Raw genomic sequence first — 21,583 nt, 5'->3', positions numbered from 1 at the left:
TTATTATCTGTTTTGTATGAGTAATAATTTTCGCTGGCCGTTTTCTGGCCGAGCAAAGCCCGTGCGCCATGTGCACAGGGCTGTACTACGAAGTCGTTAGGCTGGAGCGTGCGAGAACAATGGCTTTCCTGAGTGGCCGGGGTCAGCCCTCAAGATGTGTCCTGTCGCCGAGTCGGTGATGAACAGACCGCGATTACCTTCGCCACCAAAGGCGAGATTGGTAAGCGTGCGGCCTTCGGTGCATGACTTGAATCGATAGAGCGGTACGGCATGGGAGTCGAATGCCCACACGCATCCATTGCCTGCATCGCAGACATACAGGTTTCCTGAATCATCCAGGGCCATACCGTCGGCGCCACTCACGCCCCCGGCCATGGCGGTGAAGACACCCACCTTGGAAGTAGTGCCATCAGGTTGTAGCGGGAGTCGCCATACTGCGTTTGCGCGAGTCATGGCTACCAGCAGCGCTTTCTCTTCAAGATCCATCACCAGGCCATTAGGGCTAGGGCCGTTATCCAGCAAACAATCCAGCCGTTGTTGCTCCAGGTCGTAGCGGAAAACTCGACCCGTTGGATCGTGCATGCCTGTCTGGCCTTGATCGGTGAAGAAGAGGTGCCCCTGTTGGTCAAAGAACAGGTCATTCACACCCTTGAAGCTTTCACTTCGGCGATGTGTCAGGAACGGCTCGATGCTGTTGCTGATCGGGTCGAGAACGAGGATCCCGTTCTTGTAGTCGGCAATGAAAATCCGCCCGTCACGATGGATTTTCAAGCCGTTAGGCCAACCGTCGTATTCAACAACCAGTTCCCATTCTCCCTGAGGGGAAATGCGAAAGATTCGGCCATATGGGATATCCGTGACATAGAGGTTACCGGCCTGGTCGAAAGAGGGCCCTTCCAGGAAGCTCGCCACTTGCTGGCCTGGTTTGTTGGCTCTGACCCAGTCGGAGTCCCCATCGCGCCAAAACTCTTTCGGCAGTCTGCTGAAGACTTCGGTTGGGCGTTCCTCGGGAGGGGCATACAGGCTCATGGCAAATCTCCATGTGAAAACAGACGCGCGACGCTGAGGCTCAAACGGCAGGGTCTGGGCCGATCTCATCAGTGTACGTTGCCTGGGATATCTTGTTGTTTCGAGCGTATGTTCTGTTGAGCAGAACGTCATTGCTCTTGACGGAACACTTTCCAAGCTATTTTCAATGCTGTCAAGTCCCGTTGGAAACTCTCCATCTCTCTCTATCAGCCAGATGAAAGCCAATGACATCCGCTCATCGTTAGCCTCATTGACAGGTGCAAAAATGTGGGTAGATACTAGAACAGAACTTAATTCTGCCTGACAGAACAATCATAAAAACAGCGCTCCCCATCGAAGCTGCACTGCATGAATGTTCGGGCAGGCTCTCCCCAGCTACAGGAGAACCTCCATGAAAGAAGCGACAGATATCGACATCCTCGTCAGTGAAGTTGGGCCTAGGGATGGCTTACAGAGCGTCAAGGCCACAATGCCCACCGAGCTGAAGCTGGAGTGGATTTCGGCTCTGGCGAATGCCGGTCTGAAAGAGATTGAGGTCGGCTCGTTTGTATCGCCAAAGCTGCTGCCGCAGATGGCAGATACCGCCCAGGTAGTAGCCCACGCCCTGACTCTGCCCGATCTTTTCGTCACTGCCCTGGTGCCGAATCTCAAGGGTGCCGAAGCCGCTTTCAACGCCGGTGTGCACAAGATCACGCTGCCGATTTCCGTGAGCGAACAGCACTCGATCTCAAACATCCGCAAGACACACGCTCAAGTCTTCGATGAGGTTCAGGCGGTCGTTGCCTTGCGTAATGAACGCTTCCCGAATGTCCTGATCGAAGCCGGCGTTTCGACAGCCTTCGGATGCACGCTTCAAGGCGTCGTGACGGACGACGAGACCATGGCGATTGCCTTGAAAATGGCGGAGCTGGGGGTGGACGAGGTCGGCCTTTCAGACACGGTTGGCTACGCCAACCCCGCTCAAGTGCGTCGACTGTTCACTCGCCTGTTCCGAGAGCTCGGCGCGCTCGCAGGCAGCGCCCACTTCCACAACACTCGCGGCCAGGGTCTGGCCAACGTCGTCGCGGCACTGGAAGCAGGCGTGAAGACGTTCGATGGTTCCCAAGGCGGCTTGGGCGGCTGTCCATACGCGCCGGGTGCTTCGGGCAACATCGTCACCGAAGACCTGGTGTATCTCCTCGAGTCTATGGGCCTGAAAACCGGCGTAGACATCGATCGCCTCGTTGCGGCGCGTGAAGTACTTCGTCGTGGGCTACCTGGCGAGCCTGTATACGGGTTCATCCCAGATGCCGGGGTTGGCAAGAACTTCACCTATGCGAAGGAGGCTGTATGAGCCAGCAAGAAGAGAAGTCTCTGCCTCTGGCAGGCATTCGCGTGGTGGAGTTTGTCCACATGGTGATGGGCCCAACCTGCGGGTTGCTGCTTGCCGATCTCGGTGCTGAGGTCATCAAGGTAGAACCCGTTCCAGAGGGTGACAATACTCGCCGTCTGATGGGATCTGGCGCCGGCTACTGGATGACCTACAACCGCAACAAGAAGAGTTTTGCGGTAGACATCAAGTCTGAAGAGGGTATGGCTGCGGTGAAGAAATTGCTCGCCACGGCAGATGTCGTCACCGAAAACTTCCGCCCTGGCGCCATGGAGAAATTGGGCCTGGGCTATGAGCAGGTCAAGGCCATCAAGCCGGACATCATTTACAGCTCGATGAAGGGCTTCCTGCCAGGGCCCTATGAGAAGCGCACGGCGCTGGATGAGGTCGTACAGATGATGACGGGCTTGGCCTACATGACGGGGCCAGTCGGGCGTCCGTTGCGCGCCGGAGCCTCTGTCAACGATGTGATGGGCGGTATGTTCAGCACTGTCTCGATTCTTGCCGCCCTGCTGCAGCGCAAAGAAACGGGGCGTGGTCAGTTCGTGCAGACCGGTCTGTTTGAAAACTCGGCCTTCCTGGTCGCTCAGCACATGATGCAGAAAGTCGTAACGGGTAAAGCGGCGGCACCAATGCCAAGCCGGATTTCGGCTTGGGCCATCTATGACGTGTTCGAGACTGCCCAGGAAGGTGAGCAAGTCTTTATGGGCGTCGTCAGCGACAGCCAGTGGGTCTCTTTCTGCGAAACCTTCGACTTCCCTGAATTTGGAAATGACACCGAACTGAGTCGGAACAACCAGCGCGTTCAGGCTCGAGACCGAATAATTCCTAGGGTGCGAGAGCGCTTGTCTGCCATGGATAAGCAGACCGTGATGACACTCTGTGAGAAAGCTGGCCTGCCGTTTTCCCCCATTCAGCGACCGGAAGACATGTTTGCGGATGAGCACCTTAATCAGTCTGGCGGTATGGCAGAGCTGACGTTGCCAGACGGTGAGCAGGTGAAGGTGCCGATGCTGCCTATTGAAATGAACGGCCAACGTTTTGGTGCTCGTATCAATGTCCCGCCCCTAGGCAGCCACTCTAGAGAGCTGCTTGTACAGCTGGGTTACGGAGACGACGAGATCGCTCAGCTCGAGTCTACCGGCGCGATTAAGACCGTTTGATCCAGATTGGGGCGGGCCTCCTTTGACTGCCCGCTCCAGGTGAAATTTTACGTCGAGCTCGAAATGACTCTCGGGCGAAATCAGCAGCACTAAAGGTACGGGACGTACCGCCGGTCTGCGCTCTCCGATGGCCCATCCAGCCACGGTATTCATAACAACAAAACCGAGGATACAGTCATGGCTAATGTCACGACCCCGGATACCCATTTGTCCATGCCGCAGCCTGAAGTCACATCTGCGTTGCAGCAAAGAGCAATGAAAAAGGCCGCTTGGCGCCTAATCCCATTGCTGGCACTGGCTTATTTCTTCAACTACCTGGATCGCACCAGTGTCGGTTATGCAGCCCTGCAGATGACTGACCAGCTAGGGCTGACTGCCGCTCAGTTTGGCCTGGGTGCAGGGATCATGTTCGTGGGCTATTGCCTCTGTGAAGTCCCCAGTAACCTGGCTATGTACCGGTTCGGCGCACGCCTGTGGATGGCTCGAATCATGATCACCTGGGGGCTTGCGGCAGCAGCTACGGCATTCGTTATCGGCCCTTATAGTTTCTATGTTATTCGCTTTCTTTTGGGGGTTGCCGAGGCCGGCTTCTTTCCTGGTGTAATCTTCTTCCTCACCCTCTGGTTCCCAGCTCAATACCGTACCCGGGTACTGGCTTGGTTCACGGTGGCAACGCCGATCTCTTTCCTTGTAGGTGGGCCGCTTTCCATCTACCTGCTTCAAATGCACGGTGCTTGGGGGCTCGCGGGTTGGCAGTGGATGTTCATCATTGAGGGTTTGCCAGCTTGCGTCCTGGGTCTCATCACTTTGAAGGTGCTTGCCAACCGGCCTAGTGAGGCCAAGTGGTTGTCCCAAGAAGAGAAGGACGCTCTCACTGGCATGCTGGAGAAGGAAAAGGCGAATACCCAGAAAAGCCACGGTTTCACAGCAGCATTGAAGGATCCGCGAGTATGGATCCTGAGCTCAATCACCTTCAGCTTCACCATCGGCACCTACGGTATCGGTATCTGGCTGCCGCAAATGCTGAAGGCGCAGGGTGTTGAAATAAGCTTGATTGGATGGATCGCTGCAGTTCCGTACTTCTTCTCAACCATCGGCCTGTTGTTCTGGGCCAAGCATGTCGACCGGAGCGGACGTGGGATCTTGAACCTGATCATTGCGCTGGTACTGGCCGGTCTTGCTTTGATCTTTGCGGTGAACATGAACGCCCTGATTCCAGCGCTGGCAGGGATCACCCTTGCCCTGGTGGGAACAATCTCGGCGAAAACCATCTTCTATACGTTGCCGGCGAAGTTCCTGAGTGGTCAAGCTGCTGCTGGGGGTATTGCTCTGATCAACTCCATCGGTGCATTTGGCGGGTTCGTCGGGCCTTACCTGATGGGCTTCCTGAAGGACTACACCCAATCTTTCACAACGGGCCTGATGGTCATGGGATGCATCCTGTTCTTCGCCGCCGTGATGGCATTGTCCCTGCGACTGTTTATGCGTGATGCCTGACATCTGGTGTCGGTAATGCAGAACGTTGTCTGGACAATGGACTGGCTGCTAACCCTACTCACAGGTAAGGTATCAGCCATCTGAACGGCCCCTTCAAGGGGCCGCTTTCTCACGATTGCGCCGAGAACAAGTCCGATGTCGCCAAAAAATGAGCCTGCGGTAGCCGAAGCTTCCAAGAACAATGCTGACGGAGGGGTGGCAGCTGTTGATCGAGCCTTCGCAATTCTCGGGGCTTTCGAACCTGATCGAAGCACTCTCCCGCTAGCTGAGATCGCTCGTCGCACTGGTTTGTACAAGAGCACCATCCTTCGGCTCATGAGCTCTCTGGAGAGGGCTGGGTTTATCAGGCGACTGACTGACGGGCAGTACGCTGTGGGTCATGAGCCCCTGCGATTGGCTCAGATTTACCAATCCTCATTCCGCCTACGCGATGCGATCTATCCAGTGCTTGAGGCACTGACTGAAGAGAGTGGGGAGACCTCTTCGTTCTACGTGATCGAGAACGATATCCGAGTAGTACTCTTCAGGGTCGAACCCAAGCGCGCGGTGCGCTTCAGCATTCACGAGGGGGACCGATTCCCGCTGCATGCTGGAGCCTCCGGGAAGATCCTCAGAGCATTTGGCCCGCCGGCTGATCGCGCTTTAGCTGAGGTGCGGGAACAGTTCTGGGCAACTTCGTTCGGGGAGCGTGACCCGGATACATCATCGATCTCGGCCCCTGTGTTTGGCGTCGCCCACGAGTTTAAAGGTGCTCTCACGCTGTCAGGCCCTTCCGAGCGTTTCAACAAGGATCAGCTGCAAGCGGCTCGCCTGATGCTGCTAAAGCGCGCAGCCCAGGCGACAAGTCTGCTCGGGGGAAGCAATCAAGAGTTACTCGCCGCATTACAAAATACTGGTGAAAAATAGGCTTGCAGAATTCTGCATTGAGTCGGTTGCTTTCATTCGCCAATGACAGCTATGGGTCGAGAGCAGCCGGTCACCATTGACCTATTTCGCCCATGGCGGACATCCGAAGGCCGGGGCCGCTTCGCGGCCCATCGCCGGCAAGCGCGGCTCCTACAAGTACTGCACAGGCCCGGAGACTGGTTATATCTCTGTGGGAGCCGGCTTGCCGGCGATGAGGACAGTACTGACTCAAAGCGTTGCGGCGGTGTCCGCAGTGGGTCGTTTGCGGTCGTTTACGACCGGCAGATGTCGACCCATTGCCGACACTGCTGCCCGCCTCAGCTCATCGAGCATCAGCGCACTATGATGTCGTCAGGAAAATAAACACCCATGGAGCGGTTGGTGCGTATTCGTAACACCTGACCGGCCATGCTCTGGACCACTGTCTGACCGCCCTCTATGGGCGCTCCGGTACGTCGATCCTGGGCTTGTGCGTCCGGTGGCAGACTGAACAGCATCTGACCTTGATCAAGGCTGACCTGGATGTCGGCCGGATAGTGAATAGGGCCGAAGTCGAAGGGCTGGTTCGCGTGGCCTTGCCACCAGCGCCCCTCCCCATATGGGCGATCCAGGAACATGATCAGCGAGCGCATTTCGATCCCCAGTACTTTGACCGGGCTCTCTTCTGATTCGGCCAGCCAACCAGTAGTGTTGGAGGATACCCTTACCGGCCCAGGCCAAATGATGCCGCCCAGCTCGGTACCGGGCGCCAGGGTGCATCGACTCATCTTCCATTCGGAAAACTTGAAATGAGCACCGAACGGAAAATCGAACTCGATCTCCCCAGGCTCACATTTCCATCCTGCCAGGTCATGGGCCGACAGGGTCTCGACCGTAGCGAAACCATGGCCCTGCGCCAGTTTCAGACGACGCACAGGCATGCCCATGATGTGACCTGGCGTGCGGTCGAAATCAGCATGATCCAGGCTCTGCATGCCATAGGGCACGGGATCGCCGGACAGGTCGTTAAAAGGCTCCAGGTCTTGCAGATGGACCCGCGTACCAGCCGGAAGCACCAGGTCACCGAGCACCTCCTCGTGTTCGAGGCGAGGATTGTGCGCACGCCAATCCTGCCAGAGCCTGTAGCTGGACTCGATGTAAGGCACGCTCCCGACTGCCAGCAACATCAGCAACAAGCCGAACCTCCAGCGCCGAGCTACCATGAAACGACGGCTTCGCGGCACCAGCAAGGCGATCAGGCCGACGATGAAAAGCCAGAGAAAAACCTCGGAAAAAATGTAGATCATGTAGCCGAGCAACATGACCGGCATATCGACGGGAATCATGGACGTCCTTGTTAACCCTTATGTGAACGCCGCAGAATAGACCCATTGGCAGTGATGCCCCAATCCCGATCAGAGAAGGAAATCCCCAGCATGACGCCCGACGAGGCTTTACTCCTTACCCGTACGGTCGCTGGCCTTTCGATCACAACAGTCATCCTGGGCCCGATCCTGGCGCTCTACGTGCTGCAATCGCCAACCACTTCACCCGTCAATATCTCGGGCGCCATTGCATTTGTCATCCTAGGGCTCACCAACCTGATTTCAATGATATTCAACGGGGTTTACTGGTTTATCCGGCGGGAGCCCAAATGGCTCTCGGTAATGCTCTTGGTTCAATCCGGTGCGGCAGTTGCCACATTAATTCCATTCTTCTAACCCGTTCATATCTTCGGTTGAGCAGTCTCGACAAGGAGCGAGCCCGCACCGCCACACTGCCAAGGAGGCAATCTGCATGAAACCGGCAAAGTGGGCGATCGCTGGCACTGAAAACCGACGACGCCAAATGCAGTGGTCTTGCGCAACTGCAATGGAGCCTGTCAGGTAAACACCTTTGGGGAAGATGCTCGAACGGCCGGATTGCCTGGGATGTGCCAGGAAGTTGGTGAGCCTGTTGGAATATCGCCTGGGCTGGAAAGTCCGCTTCACGCCCTGAGGAAGTCAGTTAACCTCAATCCAGGCTCAGGTGCACTCAGCAGGGACGATGACCAAAGCTGGGACTCATAGCTTTCAGGCCTAGACCCGCTAGGTGTCTCACCTGCTCATCGGTATCCTCTGTTGCCAGGTGTAGCCCATCGATGGCTCGAAGCGCGTCACCGGGCAGCAGGCCACGGTTGTTCAATCCACTCACAGCATGACGACGAATGGCTGCCTGAGGTGAAACAATCCCGCGTAACGCTTCGCTGACATCGGCAGTGGTGGTATCGATCTGGCCGTTGAGTTCTTCCAGGGCTGCTTCAACAGCAGTCTGAAGCTCAGGGCGCTGATCAAGCAAACGCTCAACGGGCGTGTAGTCCAGTACCGGTGGCTCCACGCCCCGCCAGCGGAAACCGTCGAAGTTGGCGCAAATACCCGCGACAGCGACATCGGGCGCTTGCTGCATCAGCCAGTCGAAATCCTTAAGGTAACCCAGGGCTTTTGTGCACCAGTTGCGGGTCGGCTGCTCACAGGCCTCAATCGCCTGCCGGCGCAGGGCCTGGATGACGGGCCCATCAGCCAAGCCGGCCAGCCCGAGGATACGCGCGGCAGCGGTAGGCTCTCTATCCCCGTTGAGCTGATCGATAAGCGCTGCCTGTGCGCAACGGCCGTTGGCAATCAGCCAGCGCTCTGCGTCCTCCCTCGAAATGCCTTCCGAACAATGCAAGCTGCTGACGTAGAACGCGACCTGCTCGGTGAGCGGCAGAGCAGCGACATCGCGCAGGGTGTTTTCAATGGCCAGCTCGACAGGGAAATTATTCTCGAACTGCTGGCGGGTCATGCTGCGCTTGGCCAAGGGCATGTAGCCTGCAAAGTCATGAAAAATCACAACGAAACCAGGCGTCACACCAGGATGCTGACTGAAATGCCGGCCCAGCGACCTGGCGGCACGGCTTACGGTGACCAGCAAGCGTTGCTCAGCCGCGTGCCATTGGCGCGGGCCAAGCCGGTTGGCGTGCGCTTGCAGCTCATCATCGAGCCGCGTGAGCGGCTCACCAGAGCAGATTTCCCAATCCCAGCGCCAGTCCACCGGGTTCCACTTGACCGAACTGAAGCTTTCGTCTTCCTCGTCGGGGAAGTCTTCGCTGAGTGCTTCAAGGCTGTTGGCGGCAAAGTTGGGCAGCGATAAAACCGCCTCTTCTTCCCGGTAGCTGGCATGAAACGCTGCGGCATATAAAGGGCTACCGCCCTCATCGAGCAGCGTTTGCAGCGGCTTTCTAGCAGCCTCGAACAGCGCTTGCTCCAGAGCTTTCCAATTCATCAATTCAGGTCCTTGCTGACAAACAAGCTCAGTCGAGCAGATCGAGCATCCCCTCAAGGGTGCTTTCCAGGCGAGCCAGTTCAATGTGCGTACCATCGCCACACTCAGCGATACGCAGCGCACACTCAATAATCACATTGAGCCCCCGAGGTGCGAGATGGCCGGGGTATTTGCGCAGCTTGAGTTCGACCCGGGTCGGGCTTAACCAGGAGACAGGGACAGTACTTCAATGTCGCTCATGAGTGTACCTGCGCAAAGGGTCGACAATAGTCACTGCAAAGTATTGGATTTTGCCATTTTCGTCGTTCCAGCCCAACCGCTTTGCTCATAACGGTTCGCCCTTCTCAGTAGCGTGCAGAACAGCGAAAGCTCCCTCGGCGGGCGCACTTGGCGTACTGATTTGGCGGGGATCCTGTGGGCGCGGCTTCAGCCACGAAAACCGGCGAAGCCGGTGCCATCCACCGCGGCGCCTGCTTCGCGGTTGAAGCCGCTCATACAGGGTATGCGGCGCGCTCGCGGGCGTTTCTCTGCGCGACAGCGCAGCCCGAAGGGCTGGGTAATCTCCCACACCGGGCCTGTGCAGTACTTGTGGGAGCCGCGCTTGCCGGCGATGGGCCGCGAAGCGGCCCCGGCCTGGATGTCCGCCATGGCCGTTAGCTGCTCTTTTTTCTCAGTCGTGGCGGGGCTTTCTGCCCACCGATTTCCCTTTGTTCCCAGGCTCACGGCTATGGTTTGCGACGATGTTCATGACGAGTCAAGTCTTTGTGCAGACGCGTCTTGATGATGCGGTTTGGCTCATGGGTGACTCGATCCGATATGAGAGGCTCAGTGCATCTGCTCAGCCCAGCACTTTTCAATCCAGTCACCCAATGCCCTGACACGAGGGGCTTCGTAGCGATTGTTCAAGCGCAGCAGGTGCACAGGCAGCCCCACCAGCCCCCAGTCCGGCAGCAGCTCGACCAACTCACCGGCACGAATGCCTTCCTCGAACAGCCAGCGCGGCCCAGGATGAATGCCGGCGCCCTGCCGCACCGCCTGGAGGATTGCCCCGGCATTGTTGAGGTAGAACACCCCACGCAGCTCGACTGACATTTCCTTGCCGTTGCGACACAAGCGCAAGCGGGTTCGGTGCCGCTCTTGGCCCAGGGAATAGAGGATCGCCCGGTGGCCAACCAGGTCCTGTGGCCTGGTAGGCAGCCCGTGCGCCTGCACATAGCTGCGACTGGCACACAGCACGTTGGGCATGTGGCCTATCTTGCGGGCGACCATGTCGGAGACGGGCAAGTCGCCCACCCGCAGCGCCAAGTCGATGGCCTCGCCACTCAGGTCCAGCCTGTAATCGGACAGCACCAGGTCTACGACCACCTGGGGATGCAGTTGCTGGAACGCGGTCAGCCACGGAACCAGGTGCCGTTCACCGAAGTTGACCGGCGCCGTCATGCGGATAGCCCCGGCGATCTGCGGCGCTGTGCCGTCGAGGTCGGCGATTACCCGTTCCATCTCCTCAATCAGGGGCCTCATCTGCTCATACGCCCTGGCCCCCGCCTCTGAAAGCGTGACCTGCCTTGTGGTGCGGTTGAGCAGCCGAACATTCAGGCGCTTTTCCAGTGAAGCGATCCGTCGGCTCACCGACGAGGGTTCCAAGCCCAGGTCATCAGCAGCCTTGGTCAGGCTGCCGCGTTCGACAATGCGGAAAAACAAGCGCCATAGCGAAATGTCATCATTCATGCACGAACCGCAATTCTCTTTTGGATATTGTCCTCTTCAAGTGCATTTATCCCTCGAATAGCATCGTCAAGTCCAGGAATCAGACAAGGTAAGGAACCAAGGAATGGCGGCCCGGAACGAATCCAAGCGGCGTGCACCGGTGTTACTGGCAGTGTGTATGGCCGGTTTGATATTGCCCCTCGAGTACACGGGCCCGGCAATGGCCCTTTCAGCGATCGGCAGCGACCTGGGCGGCAGCGCGATCGCCCTGGCCTGGGTAGTCAATGCGTTCGCCCTAAGCTTCGGCAGCTCGATCATGGCGGCCGGCACGCTGGCCGACCTCTACGGGCGCAAACGCATGTTCTGCTGGGGCATCGGCAGTTTCACGATCCTTTCGGTCATCGTCAGTTGCGCCCTGGATGTGATTTTCCTCGACGTGATGCGAGGCCTTCAAGGCATCGCAGCGGCACTGACCATGGCCGGGGGGGCGGCAACCCTGGCGCAAGAGTTCGAGGGCCATGCCAGGACCAAGGCATTCGGCCTGCTGGGCACCGCGTTCGGCCTCGGCCTGGCATTCGGGCCGGTTATCTCGGGGGCCCTGGTCGAATTCCTCAACTGGCGTGCGATTTTCCTGCTGGGTGCTCTGTTCGGGGCGCTGGCCTGGCTGCTGGCAGCGGCGCGGATGCACGAAACCCGCGATCCCGGCGCCCGTCAACTGGACTGGGCCGGCGTGCTGGCCTTCAGTGCCATGCTGGTGCTGCTAACCTTCGCCATCATGCAGATTCCCGCCCATGGCTGGCGCAGCGTCAGCGTCCTTGCCCTGCTCGGCGCCAGCGTCTTGCTGTTTGCGCTGTTCATCCGCATCGAGCAGCACCAGCAACGCCCCATGCTCGATCTCTCGCTGTTCGGCGACCGACGCTTCATCGGCGTTCAGTTGCTGCCCATCGCCACTGCGTTGAGCTTCATCGTATTGCTGATCCTGCTGCCGCTGCGTTTCGTCGGGGTCGAGACCCTAGGCACCGGCCAGGCCGGTTTGCTGATGATGTCGCTGTCCCTGCCAATGCTCATGGTGCCCTTCCTCTCGGCGATGCTCGCCCGCCATCTCGCCGCCGCCAATCTCTGCTGTACCGGTTTGTTGCTGGCCGGTCTGGGGCTGATCTGGCTCGCGTCTGTAGAGGTGGGCAGTGACTGGCTCGCGTTCTGCTGGCCGATGTTACTCATTGGCGTCGGTTCGGCAATCCCCTGGGGACTGATGGACGACCTGTCGATCAAGGTCGTATCGGTCGAGCGAGCGGGCATGGCTACCGGCATCTTCACTACCATGCGCGCCTGCGGTGAGGCGATCTGCGTTGCCGCAGCGCTGTCTGTGCTCAACAGCCTGATGCAAGGCCAGCTGGCGGGTGCGCTGCCTGGGGAAAACGCCGCCAGGGTCGCAGCCGAGTTGGCCACCGGTAACTTTGCCGCAGCCCAGTCGAGTGCCCAGCCCCTCAGCCCCGCAGGCCTGATGAGCCTGTACTCCCAAGCTTTCAAGGCCCTGTGCTACGGGCTGGCCGCGCTGACATTGAGCGCAGCGCTGATCAGCCGCTGGGCGCTGCGCGACCGCGCACCCTCGTCGACACCCCATGCCGCGCCACGCACTGGCCGGTAATGGCCCCTTGCCGGCCTAGCAGCCCGCTTTCTTTTGCCCCTAATTGTTCATCGAAACAAGCGACCATGCCCATGGCTGATCATGCTACTCGCAGTGATCAACAGGCCCAGCGCGCTGCATCAGGTGTCAAGCCGCTTCCTGACCCTTCGCACGCGTCAGCGTCCAGCCGAAGTTCATGCCTGCCGCAGCGAGCAGGATGGCGGCAGCACCGGCCATTTGCAGCACGCCGAGGGGATGGCTGAAGGCAAGCCAATCGACCGAACTGGCCAAGCGCGCCAGCGTTGCCAAGTCGACCTTGTCACAGCTCGAATCGGGTATCGGCAACCCCAGCATCGAGACCCTATGGTCGCTGGCCATAGCCATGGGCTTGCAGGTGACGAAGTTTTTCGAACAGCCCCAGCAGCATCTGCGCGTGATCCGAGCCAACGAGGGCATAACGGCCTACGCCGAAGCCTCCAACTACGCTGCGACCCTGCTGGCCGACTGCCCAGCCGGCGTGCAACGCGATATATACCGATTGAAGGTGCAGCCCGGCGAGGCGCGTTTTTCGCAACCCCACCCCCCTGGCACGGTCGAGCACGTGGTGCTGTGCACTGGCAGCGCAAACGTGGGCCCGGCTAGCGCTCCCGTTTTGCTGCATGCGGGCGACTACATCAGTTATTCGGCGCACCTGCCCCACGTGTTCGAAGCCTTCGCGACAGACACAACGGCGGTGATGGTGATCGAGCACCCTTGAGTGGGCGGTAGCCCGATCTGATGCGAGGACGACAAGGATGGTCAGCCCGATCCAGAGGCGCGAACCGCCCCAGACCGGTTGTCGATGATTTGAGGACACTGGGCAAAAGCTGCCTGTCGCATGCCGCAAGCTCGTGACTCGCCATCATCGGTCTCCTCCACCATAAAGACAGGTTGCAGGTCACAGGATGACCAGGCCATTCGGTGTATTGATATAAGCTTTCAATGCATATCGCTCGCTGCGTAACACACTCACCGGGCCAGTAAAACCGATAGACTCCAGTTGGCGTTCCACCAAACGGGGATCCGGTACAGCAATTTCCAAGCGTTCCAATTCGCAGCCTTGATCACCGAGCCTCTGAGCCGGATGCTCCGATTCGCCCCAATCGATCAAGCTCGGGACTGCCCCATTCAGAGGTAGATGCCCATCAGGCTGAATGGTGATTTTCCACGAAAGCGCTCCCCTGCTCATCGGTTCAATCTCGCCAAAAACATCCCGGAATACTCCGTCTGCGGTATCCAGATGCTCTGTACGCACGACCCAGTGGGCTAGATATGGCGACGCTTGCGCGCTCAGTCCATCCAGACCAAACCACCTAGGCCTGGTGGGTAAGGGCGCCTTACTGTCCGGAGCTATCACTTCAAGATAGAAAGACTCCCCTAACCGCAGCAGCAGGTTGTGAGTGCTCATGCGCGGATGCTCACCCCCTGGCTGCAACCGTACTCCAAGCTGACGCTCAATAAATTGCGCCCCCAACGGAAGGGTCGGTGAAACAATGACCAGATGATCCAAGGTTGAACGCCTCATGGTCTTTTATCTCCCTGATCAATGAATCTCGTATGTTACCTACTCTTCATCCAGCACTCTCGATCTTAATTCCACTTACCTACGCTTGATCAGTTCACGCGATAACGGCGAATACAGAGGTGCCACGTATTCAGCCGATCTGTGCCAGACACTCCGGGTCCAACCAGTACCTCCCAATTTTGCACACCGGGCCCTTCATGAGTACGTGGTTATCCTCATCGAGTTCGATGGTGATCTGACCGCCAGGCATGTGCACTGTCACATGATCGTCAACAAACCCGAGTCGTCGTGAGACTGCCGCAGCGGCACAGCTGCTGGTGCCTGAAGATAGGGTATAGCCGACGCCACGCTCCCAGATCTGCACCATCAGGTTTCGGCGATCGACAACGTTCACGAATTGCACGTTGGTTCTGTTTGGGAAGAGCGGCAATTGCTCGATGGTTGGCCCAAGCTGGCGTGCAAGTGCCTCAGTTGTCTGATCGACAAACACCACGCAATGCGGGTTGCCCATCGACACAAGGTTCAGGTGCAGGCGCATGCCATCGACTTCCATTGAGTGTCGTTCGTTCTCGGGGAATATAGCCATACCCATGGCAATGGAAATGCGTCGGCCGTCGTCAAGTACCTGGCAACGAACCTTACCGCCTTTAGTTAACAACTCGAAGGGTTCGTGCGATACGATGCCCTGATCCCAAAGGTAGCGACATAGGATTCGCAATCCATTGCCACTCTTTTCTGCCTCGGAGCCATCGGTATTGAGAATCTGCACTGAGAGCATCTTGTCTGGCTCGATGACAGGAACCAAGATGCCGTCACTGCCTAGCCCTCTATGCCGGTCGCATATCACCGAGATGGCCAGCGGAGAGCAACCGAATGGCGTTTTGTCGTGGTAGACGAGATAGTCGTTGCCAGCCGCGTGATATTTTATGAACTGCATGAGTTGTGAGACCAAGACGCTTGGGGACGGGGAATAATGAATGGAGTTGTAAACATAGCACACGGCCGCTTTCGAGCCACTGCTGCCCTTCGTGAAAAGCAGCCATCGGCCGCAATTGGCACCCTCGAACAAGAGTATGTCAAGCCAAGCGTTATGGCATGGCGTGGCCCAGCCTATTGCCGAATGTGGTTGCTTCAGTGGGTCAAGTAACCTTTGACGTAGCGCGCTGTTCTTTCCAAAGTTCGCGCCATATCGGGATGTGACAAATGATACTTCAGTTCCAGTTGCCGGCTATGACTCATGTCGAAGCGTTGCGTCTGGATAAAGTTCAACGACTCGGCGCTGATCGCGAATCGGGCCGCCAGTCCGGGAATTGTCAAAATCCATCTCAGAAACCCTATCGCTACATGGCGGCGGGGTGCATTGATATTCAGCGTTTTCGCTATCTGCTCTAGCAGTCCCTGCAAATTGGGTGTGTGCTCATCGAGTGCCAGAACCTGCTGGTTGGCCATCACGGGGTCGAACGCCGCGCAAATAATCATTGTCACGAGGTAATCGACGCTGACTAATGGCAACCAGTGCCTGGTGGAGCCGGGGACAGCTTTGAACCGGCCTTGTGCCAGATTTCGAATGACTTCAGCCAGAGGTTGTCCTTCCAGAATGTGCCCACTCTCGCTGTGGCCACACACCGTAGCAGGATGAACGATCGTGTACTCCGCGCCCGCTTCCTGCATGTAACGGATGACCGCAAAATGGGACTCGAGCTTGCTGCCTTCGTAGCCACCTGCACGGCGGTAGACGGCGGGCCAGTTCGTGTTTTCAGGGCACTCATGGTCAACCCCGATACTGGCCAGGTGGCTAAGGTTTTGCAGCATGTAGCCGCCCACCATCAGCAAGCGGATGCGCTGGCTCGCCGCAAGCCTGGCGACTCTCAGCGCCCCTTGCACATTGACTTCGCGGGCGCGCTCCATTGTCAGCCCCCAGGAAAATTCCGCCGCGAGGTGAAAGGCCACAGCGGTGGAAGACACGCGCTGCTTGTCTGTCTCGCTGAGCCCAAGCCCCTCTTTGCTGATATCGCCCTCAACGGCATGGATACAGGCAGGGTTACCGCCCAATTGGCCTACCTGCTCCCTAAGGTGCTCGATGTTTGCTGGGGTGCGCATAAGCACCCAGGTCTTGTGCCCTGTCAGGGTAAGATGGGCCAGCAAATGTTGACCTACAAACCCACTGCCGCCTGTGACGAAGCATTCCACGCTCATGCCTGAATCCTTGTTTGGGTGATGGGCGCAGGCTAAGGTGTAGAGCCTGCTCTACGGTCAAGGAATTTTTAATGTGAACATTGGAGAGCTGGAGCGCCGCAGTGGAATTGGACGCCATGCATTGCGCTACTACGAACAACTCGGGCTTATCGTGGCCCATCGACAGGCCAACAACTATCGTAGCTACAGCGATCAGACCGTTGTTGATCTGGCCTTCATTCAGAGTGCTCAGGGCGTGGGCTTTTCACTCGCCGAGATTGGCGACATTCTTGCAGCCAGGCGGGGTAATATGATCAATTGCGCGCAAGGCGCGGCCTTGGTCGCCAGCAAGATGGCCGAAATCAAGACGAAGATCACCACCTTGCAAGCCACGTATGTTTTTCTGGAAGCAGAGCGTGTGAAGCTTGAAGCCAGTGCCGTAGCCCTCGGACAGACCATTCCTCACCTTGCTGTAAATGGGCATGCCGCAACGCAATAGTACCCGGCTTAACCGTTTAACGTGGCCCCTCCCCCTGGCGGCTGGCCGATTACTGCCGATGCGTAATGGCTGTTAAGGGTCGAAGCTGTCCCTCACGAGCGGCCGCTTTCGACCCATTGCGGACTTTCGCCATGACATCGTCTGCGCCTATGAGATCGAGCGCCGCCCGCGCGGGGCATCGCGGATAAATCCGCTCCTACGTTTGTTTTTGGCCAATTATGTCGGAGGGGTGCGCGCGACCGCCTTGGTGCATGACGCAATATCGAGTCGTACAAACAAGGGTTCGCGCGCGTCTGTCACTGACGTTACTGGCCTGAAGCAAACGTAGGAGCGGATTTATCCGCGATGCCCCGCGCGGGCGGCGCTCGATCTCACAGGCGCTGAAGATTTCAAGGCGAACACATCCGAACACCGCACTAACCCCAGGGCATACAGGGACCGCTTCGGGTCGACAGCTGCCGGTCGTAAATGACCGCAAACGCCCCATGGCGGACACCGTGCCAACGCCCTGTAGTCAGTACCGGCCTCATCGCCGGCAAGCCGGCTCCCACAGAGATGTAACCAGTCTCCGGGCCTGTGCAGTACTTGTGGGAGCCGGGCTTGCCGGCGATGGGCCGCGAAGCGGCCCCGGCCTTCGATGTCCGCCATGGGTCAAAAGCGGTCAGTGGTGACCAGGCACTTTCGAACCAAACCCGACAGTAGCTGTAGAGCATAAAGTTGTTATCTTTTTTAAGCGTCTGTCAGATCAAGCGCCCTAAACGTCCCCGACCCCAACGCCATGACTATCTGTATCAGGTCGATATCAGCTATCCCCTTCCTCCTGCCCATGCTCAATCAAACACCGGTCTCAAGAGCGCCTGCGCCTCATAAAGCGGTGCCAGGTAGCGCAGCCGTATCTCATCAACGCTCAACCTCGACGCATGCGTCGTGATCGTCAGCGTTGCCTGCAACCGGCCTGCCCGGTCCAGCAACGGCACGCCAACCACGCGCATGCCAATTTCATATTCCTGGTCAACGATGCAGTAGCCCTGCTCGCTCACCCGTTCGAGCTCTTCCTCCAGCGCCGGCCGGTCGGTCACCGTGTAGGGTGTCAGCGCGCGTAACGGGTTGCGCGCAAAATAGTCATCGCGCTGGGCCTGGCCGAGCGCTGCCAGCCACACCCGCCCGCCGGCGGTGCAGTACATCGGCACCCGCGAACCGGGGCGGATCGACAGCGACGCGATGTGGCTGTAGCGGCTGCGCACCAGGTGGATGATTTCGTCATCGTCGCGGGTGCCCACCGACACATGCTCCTGGGTCTGCCGGGCCACCTGCTCGACGATGGGGCGCAGCATGCGCGGCAACTGCGCGGAATCCACGTACGCCTGGCCGATGCGCAGGGCCTTGGGGGTGAGCCAGTAGTGGCGGTTGTCGGTTTCGGCGAAGCCTTCGTGCACCAGGGTCAGTAGAAAACGCCGTGCGGCGCTGGGCGTGAGGCCGGACTGCCTGGCCGCCTGGGGAACGCTCAGGCGCGGTTGATCGGCGCTGAACAGCTGCATCAGCGCCAGGCCTTTCTGCAAGCCCGCGATCAGGTCACGGGGGTGTATCTCGTGTTTGTCCATGCTTTCAGTCCAGGCTTCCCATTCAAATCCAGGTCACTCAAGCCTGGCCAAAGCGTGTGGGGGCGGGCTCGCCCCGCGAACCAGGGCAACGCCCTGGCCATACACCTCGGTTGCTCCGGCTGGCGTCTTCGCGGGGCAAGCCCGCTGCTACGGGATTATGCCTGACAGAAAAGCCCCATTCTCGCGATTACCGCTACAGCACTGCGATTATCGCAGTAAACCATCGATAAGCGCATTGTTGCGCCCCCACAGCCGAGTCACCCTCTCCTCCACAACAACAGCAAAAAACAGAGGTCATCATGATCAAAGGTTCGACAGAGCTGGTCGCCATCGTCGGCTCGCCCATCGCCCAAGTGAAATCGCCGGAAAACTTCAACACCTGGTTCAGCAACAACGGCCGCAACCTGGCGATGCTGCCCATCGACCTGTACCCCACCGCGCTGGATGCCTTTCTTGGCAGCCTGCGCGGCTGGCGCAACCTGCGCGGTTGCGTGGTCACCGTGCCGTACAAACAGGCGTTCGCCACGCGCCTGGATGGCCTGAGCGAACGTGCTTCGGCGTTGGCCTCAGTCAACGTGGTGCGCCGCGAAAGCGACGGTCGCCTGGTCGGCGACAACGTCGACGGTGCAGGTTTTCTGGGGGCCGCGCGCAAGCATGGCTTTGACCCGGCAGGCAAGCGTGCGCTGGTGATCGGCTGTGGTGGTGTGGGCAGCGCGATTGCCTATGCGCTGGGTGAAGCGGGTGCCGCTCAGGTCACCCTCAGCGACCCTGACGCAGCGCGTGCCGGGGCGCTTGGCGAACTGCTCGGCAAGGCCTTCCCTGCCCTTGCCATCGCGATCGAGTTCGCTGCACTGGAAGGCTTCGACCTGCTGGTAAACGCCTCGCCCGTCGGCATGGGCGGGACCGGCGAGCTGCCACTGCCAGCAGCCATGCTGGCCACGCTGCAGCCGTCCACGCATGTGGCCGATGTCGTCACCTCGCCGGAGATCACGCCGCTTCTGCAGCGTGCGCGCCAGCATGGCTGCTCGATCCAGACCGGGCCGGAAATGGCCTTTGCGCAACTCGGCCACCTCGGCGCCTTCATGGGCGTCACGCCGCTGGAGATCTGACCGCATGCCTTCAATCGAGCACACACAGCATGAGTACGACTTGGTGGTCCTCGGCAGCGGCGCCGGTGGTTTGGCTGCCGCAGCCACGGCCTCCTGCCTTGGCCTGAACGTACTGGTGGTGGAAAAGGCCGACCGCTTTGGCGGCACCTCGGCGATCTCGGGCGGTGCGGCGTGGGTGTATGGCACCGACCAAGCCCGTGCCGCAGGTGCGCAGGATTCACCGCAGGCCATGCGCACCTACCTGAAAACCATCATCGGTGCCGGCTACAACGCCCAACTGGTGGACGCCTTCATCGCCCGCGGGCACCAGGCGCTGCGCTGGCTGGAGCACAACACCGAACTGCGCTACGCCCTGCGCCCGCACTCGCCGGATTATTACCCCGACGAGCCCGGCGCCACGCAGTTCGGCCGTGCGCTGGAAATGGTCGAGTACGACGGGCGTCGCCTCGGCGCGCGGTTCAAGGACTTGAAAATGCCGCCACCGGGCATGCTGCTGTTCGGCGGGATGATGGTCAACCGCGTGGATATCCAGCACTTCCTCAGCCTGCGCCGCTCACCTGGGTCGCTGTGGCATTGCCTGAAACTGATGACGCGCTATGGGCTGGACCGCCTGCGCCATCACCGGGGCACACGCCTGACCACCGGCAACGCGCTGATCGCCCGGCTGGCCAGCAGCGCGTTTGCCAAGGGCACCCAGCTGTGGCTGCGCAGCGAAGCACAGGAGCTGATCGTCGAGCACGGTGTGGTTACCGGGGTAATGGTGCTGCGCGAGGGCCGCCGCGAGCGTGTGGTCGCCCGCGGTGGCGTGGTCTGCGCCATGGGCGGCTTCGCGGCGGGCGCCCTGGCGGCGGCCTACCGCCCGGCCCCTGCCGCGCCCCACCTGACCATGTCACCCAGTGGTAACGACGGTGCTGCATTGCGCCTCGGCCAGGCCGTGGATGCCGCCAACGGCGAAGGCCTGGCCGCCAATTTCTTCTGGGCGCCGGTGTCCGAGCGGCGCCATGCCGACGGCGAACGCGAGCGCTTTCCGCACCTGGTCACCGACCGCGCCAAACCCGGGGTGATCGCGATCGACCCTGGCGGGCGCCGCTTCGTCAACGAGTCCAACTCGTATCACCACTTCGTGCAGACCATGTTCGCCAATGGCCTGAGCACGTGTTGGCTGCTTTGCGACGCCGAGGCCATGAACCGCTACGGCCTGGGGTTGGCGCGGCCGAAGCCTGTCGACAACACGGCTCTGATCCAGTCGGGTTACCTGTACCGCGCCGACTCTGCGCAGGCCCTGGCCAACGCCATCGGTGTCGACCCGCAGGCACTGCAGCAGACGCTGGAGCGCTTCAACACTGACGCCCGCAATGGCATCGACCGGCAGTTCGACAAGGGCGGCAACAGCTACAACCGCTACATGGGCGACCCGCAACACACGCCCAACCCTTGCCTGGCGCCGCTGACCAAGGCGCCGTTCTATGCCATTCGCCTGCACACCGGCGACCTCGGTTCGGCGCGCGGCCTGGTGACCGATGCCAACGCCAATGTGCTCAACCATGCCGGCACGCCGATCGCCGGGTTGTATGCCACCGGCAATGACATGAACTCGCTCATGAACGGCACGTACCCAGGCCCCGGCATCACCCTCGGCCCCGCCCTGACTTTCGGCTGGATCGCCGCCAGCCATATCGCAGAACGGCTGCAAGCCCCCACCCCACACATGGAGACCACCGCATGTACTACGAACTGAGAACCTACACCCTCGACCCGCTGAAAATGGCCGACTGGCTGGCCCTGTATCAAAGCCATGCACTGGCCGTGCAGACAGAGCACCTGGGCAACCTGGTGGGCTTCTTCACCAGTGAATTCGGAGAGGTCAACCAGGTGGTCCACCTGTGGGGCTACACCAGCCTTGACCAGCGCGCCGAGCGCCGCGCGGCGATGGCGGCAGACCCACGCTGGGCGGAATTCTCGCGGCGCAACCGTGAGCTGGGCGCCGTGCTGCGGCTGCAATCACGCCTGCTACGCCCCACCGGCTTCTCGCCGCTGCAGTGAAACCTGGACCGGAGC

At 59.5% G+C, this 21,583-nt stretch carries 19 protein-coding genes and 1 pseudogene; 12 read left to right on the top strand and 8 right to left on the bottom strand.

All coding sequences use genetic code 11. The annotated features are described in order from the left end of the window. Positions 1-96: 96 nt before the first annotated feature. Positions 97-1,029, bottom strand: coding sequence for an SMP-30/gluconolactonase/LRE family protein (locus tag ACNQPL_RS12770; protein ID WP_346612516.1), 933 nt, complete (start codon positions 1,027-1,029; stop codon positions 97-99). A gap of 391 nt (positions 1,030-1,420) precedes the next feature. On the opposite strand from ACNQPL_RS12770, the gene ACNQPL_RS12765 reads away from it, so the two are divergent. The 5 genes and pseudogenes from ACNQPL_RS12765 to ACNQPL_RS12745 all read left to right on the top strand — a co-directional run bounded on the left by ACNQPL_RS12765 (position 1,421) and on the right by ACNQPL_RS12745 (position 5,964). Continuing rightward, a complete protein-coding gene (locus ACNQPL_RS12765) occupies positions 1,421-2,362 on the top strand; it encodes a hydroxymethylglutaryl-CoA lyase (protein ID WP_346612515.1) in 942 nt (313 codons plus the stop codon). After that, the gene (locus ACNQPL_RS12760) at positions 2,359-3,561 is read left to right on the top strand and encodes a CaiB/BaiF CoA-transferase family protein (protein ID WP_346612514.1); all 1,203 of its coding nucleotides are present in this window, start codon (positions 2,359-2,361) and stop codon (positions 3,559-3,561) included. The genes ACNQPL_RS12765 and ACNQPL_RS12760 overlap by 4 nt, the downstream gene beginning before the upstream one ends. Before the next feature lie 177 nt (positions 3,562-3,738). After that, a complete protein-coding gene (locus ACNQPL_RS12755; RefSeq protein ID WP_346612513.1) occupies positions 3,739-5,058 on the top strand; it encodes an MFS transporter in 1,320 nt (439 codons plus the stop codon). A 135-nt stretch (positions 5,059-5,193) separates the two neighbouring features. Next, positions 5,194-5,397 (top strand): annotated as a pseudogene (locus ACNQPL_RS12750) (helix-turn-helix domain-containing protein); the annotation flags it as partial. A gap of 54 nt (positions 5,398-5,451) precedes the next feature. Next, positions 5,452-5,964: an IclR family transcriptional regulator gene (locus tag ACNQPL_RS12745; RefSeq protein WP_346612534.1), complete on the top strand. Its 513-nt coding sequence runs from the start codon at positions 5,452-5,454 to the stop codon at positions 5,962-5,964. 332 nt (positions 5,965-6,296) lie between these two features. Here ACNQPL_RS12745 and ACNQPL_RS12740 read toward each other — a convergent pair whose 3' ends face one another. Continuing rightward, positions 6,297-7,289 (bottom strand): hypothetical protein, encoded by a 993-nt coding sequence (locus ACNQPL_RS12740; protein WP_346612512.1) that lies wholly within the window; start codon positions 7,287-7,289, stop codon positions 6,297-6,299. Positions 7,290-7,379: 90 nt separating this feature from the next. Here ACNQPL_RS12740 and ACNQPL_RS12735 point away from each other — a divergent pair, with 90 nt between their 5' ends. After that, on the top strand, positions 7,380-7,664 hold the full coding sequence (locus ACNQPL_RS12735) for a hypothetical protein (RefSeq protein ID WP_346612511.1): 285 nt from the start codon (positions 7,380-7,382) through the stop codon (positions 7,662-7,664). A 313-nt stretch (positions 7,665-7,977) separates the two neighbouring features. Here ACNQPL_RS12735 and ACNQPL_RS12730 read toward each other — a convergent pair whose 3' ends face one another. Both ACNQPL_RS12730 and ACNQPL_RS12725 read right to left on the bottom strand, forming a co-directional pair. Beyond that, complete coding sequence (locus ACNQPL_RS12730; RefSeq protein ID WP_346612510.1) at positions 7,978-9,327, bottom strand: DUF4303 domain-containing protein; 1,350 nt, start codon at positions 9,325-9,327, stop codon at positions 7,978-7,980. A gap of 741 nt (positions 9,328-10,068) precedes the next feature. After that, positions 10,069-10,971 carry a LysR family transcriptional regulator gene (locus ACNQPL_RS12725; RefSeq protein ID WP_346612509.1) on the bottom strand — a complete coding sequence of 301 codons (903 nt, stop codon included), beginning with the start codon at positions 10,969-10,971 and terminating at the stop codon, positions 10,069-10,071. Between the two features lie 103 nt (positions 10,972-11,074). Here ACNQPL_RS12725 and ACNQPL_RS12720 point away from each other — a divergent pair, with 103 nt between their 5' ends. Both ACNQPL_RS12720 and ACNQPL_RS12715 read left to right on the top strand, forming a co-directional pair. Next, positions 11,075-12,598, top strand: a complete 1,524-nt coding sequence (locus ACNQPL_RS12720) for an MFS transporter (RefSeq protein ID WP_346612508.1) — start codon at positions 11,075-11,077, stop codon at positions 12,596-12,598. Between the two features lie 196 nt (positions 12,599-12,794). Beyond that, positions 12,795-13,334, top strand: coding sequence for an XRE family transcriptional regulator (locus ACNQPL_RS12715; protein WP_346612507.1), 540 nt, complete (start codon positions 12,795-12,797; stop codon positions 13,332-13,334). 180 nt (positions 13,335-13,514) lie between these two features. Here ACNQPL_RS12715 and ACNQPL_RS12710 read toward each other — a convergent pair whose 3' ends face one another. The 3 genes from ACNQPL_RS12710 to ACNQPL_RS12700 form a co-directional block, all read right to left on the bottom strand. Beyond that, on the bottom strand, positions 13,515-14,141 hold the full coding sequence (locus ACNQPL_RS12710; RefSeq protein WP_346612506.1) for a VOC family protein: 627 nt from the start codon (positions 14,139-14,141) through the stop codon (positions 13,515-13,517). A 130-nt stretch (positions 14,142-14,271) separates the two neighbouring features. After that, on the bottom strand, positions 14,272-15,078 hold the full coding sequence (dapF, locus tag ACNQPL_RS12705; RefSeq protein WP_346612505.1) for a diaminopimelate epimerase: 807 nt from the start codon (positions 15,076-15,078) through the stop codon (positions 14,272-14,274). 194 nt (positions 15,079-15,272) lie between these two features. Continuing rightward, positions 15,273-16,337: an SDR family oxidoreductase gene (locus tag ACNQPL_RS12700; protein ID WP_346612504.1), complete on the bottom strand. Its 1,065-nt coding sequence runs from the start codon at positions 16,335-16,337 to the stop codon at positions 15,273-15,275. A gap of 73 nt (positions 16,338-16,410) precedes the next feature. Between ACNQPL_RS12700 and ACNQPL_RS12695 the strand changes: the two genes are divergently transcribed. Next, complete coding sequence (locus ACNQPL_RS12695) at positions 16,411-16,815, top strand: MerR family transcriptional regulator (RefSeq protein ID WP_346612503.1); 405 nt, start codon at positions 16,411-16,413, stop codon at positions 16,813-16,815. 830 nt (positions 16,816-17,645) lie between these two features. On the opposite strand, the gene ACNQPL_RS12690 is transcribed toward ACNQPL_RS12695, so the two are convergent. Then, positions 17,646-18,416 carry an IclR family transcriptional regulator domain-containing protein gene (locus tag ACNQPL_RS12690; RefSeq protein ID WP_346612502.1) on the bottom strand — a complete coding sequence of 257 codons (771 nt, stop codon included), beginning with the start codon at positions 18,414-18,416 and terminating at the stop codon, positions 17,646-17,648. 299 nt (positions 18,417-18,715) lie between these two features. Here ACNQPL_RS12690 and ACNQPL_RS12685 point away from each other — a divergent pair, with 299 nt between their 5' ends. The 3 genes from ACNQPL_RS12685 to ACNQPL_RS12675 are packed head-to-tail and all read left to right on the top strand — an operon-like array spanning position 18,716 to position 21,568. Further along, the gene (locus tag ACNQPL_RS12685; protein ID WP_346612501.1) at positions 18,716-19,525 is read left to right on the top strand and encodes a shikimate dehydrogenase; all 810 of its coding nucleotides are present in this window, start codon (positions 18,716-18,718) and stop codon (positions 19,523-19,525) included. 4 nt (positions 19,526-19,529) lie between these two features. Continuing rightward, complete coding sequence (locus ACNQPL_RS12680; RefSeq protein WP_416466927.1) at positions 19,530-21,263, top strand: FAD-dependent oxidoreductase; 1,734 nt, start codon at positions 19,530-19,532, stop codon at positions 21,261-21,263. After that, entirely contained in the window at positions 21,248-21,568 is a 321-nt protein-coding gene (locus ACNQPL_RS12675; protein WP_346612499.1) for an NIPSNAP family protein, read from the top strand. The genes ACNQPL_RS12680 and ACNQPL_RS12675 overlap by 16 nt, the downstream gene beginning before the upstream one ends. The last annotated feature ends 15 nt before the right edge of the window (positions 21,569-21,583 follow it).

It is taken from the genome of Pseudomonas sp. LFS044, from assembly GCF_047978245.1.
Taxonomy (GTDB): domain Bacteria; phylum Pseudomonadota; class Gammaproteobacteria; order Pseudomonadales; family Pseudomonadaceae; genus Aquipseudomonas.
The sequence above is the reverse complement of the archived record's forward strand: the minus strand, read 5'-3'. Positions and strand labels throughout refer to the sequence as shown.

What these genes read in the sequence shown, in the direction of transcription:
- ACNQPL_RS12770 (WP_346612516.1), bottom strand. Translation starts at nt 1,029, where the DNA reads ATGAGCCTGTATGCCCCTCCCGAGGAACGCCCAACCGAAGTCTTCAGC.
- ACNQPL_RS12720 (WP_346612508.1), top strand. Translation starts at nt 11,075, where the DNA reads ATGGCGGCCCGGAACGAATCCAAGCGGCGTGCACCGGTGTTACTGGCA.
- ACNQPL_RS12675 (WP_346612499.1), top strand. Translation starts at nt 21,248, where the DNA reads ATGTACTACGAACTGAGAACCTACACCCTCGACCCGCTGAAAATGGCC.
- ACNQPL_RS12735 (WP_346612511.1), top strand. Translation starts at nt 7,380, where the DNA reads ATGACGCCCGACGAGGCTTTACTCCTTACCCGTACGGTCGCTGGCCTT.
- ACNQPL_RS12715 (WP_346612507.1), top strand. Translation starts at nt 12,795, where the DNA reads ATGGCGGCAGCACCGGCCATTTGCAGCACGCCGAGGGGATGGCTGAAG.
- ACNQPL_RS12690 (WP_346612502.1), bottom strand. Translation starts at nt 18,416, where the DNA reads ATGGACAAACACGAGATACACCCCCGTGACCTGATCGCGGGCTTGCAG.
- ACNQPL_RS12760 (WP_346612514.1), top strand. Translation starts at nt 2,359, where the DNA reads ATGAGCCAGCAAGAAGAGAAGTCTCTGCCTCTGGCAGGCATTCGCGTG.
- dapF (WP_346612505.1), bottom strand. Translation starts at nt 15,078, where the DNA reads ATGCAGTTCATAAAATATCACGCGGCTGGCAACGACTATCTCGTCTAC.
- ACNQPL_RS12755 (WP_346612513.1), top strand. Translation starts at nt 3,739, where the DNA reads ATGGCTAATGTCACGACCCCGGATACCCATTTGTCCATGCCGCAGCCT.
- ACNQPL_RS12680 (WP_416466927.1), top strand. Translation starts at nt 19,530, where the DNA reads ATGCCTTCAATCGAGCACACACAGCATGAGTACGACTTGGTGGTCCTC.
- ACNQPL_RS12685 (WP_346612501.1), top strand. Translation starts at nt 18,716, where the DNA reads ATGATCAAAGGTTCGACAGAGCTGGTCGCCATCGTCGGCTCGCCCATC.
- ACNQPL_RS12710 (WP_346612506.1), bottom strand. Translation starts at nt 14,141, where the DNA reads ATGAGGCGTTCAACCTTGGATCATCTGGTCATTGTTTCACCGACCCTT.
- ACNQPL_RS12725 (WP_346612509.1), bottom strand. Translation starts at nt 10,971, where the DNA reads ATGAATGATGACATTTCGCTATGGCGCTTGTTTTTCCGCATTGTCGAA.
- ACNQPL_RS12740 (WP_346612512.1), bottom strand. Translation starts at nt 7,289, where the DNA reads ATGATTCCCGTCGATATGCCGGTCATGTTGCTCGGCTACATGATCTAC.
- ACNQPL_RS12765 (WP_346612515.1), top strand. Translation starts at nt 1,421, where the DNA reads ATGAAAGAAGCGACAGATATCGACATCCTCGTCAGTGAAGTTGGGCCT.
- ACNQPL_RS12700 (WP_346612504.1), bottom strand. Translation starts at nt 16,337, where the DNA reads ATGAGCGTGGAATGCTTCGTCACAGGCGGCAGTGGGTTTGTAGGTCAA.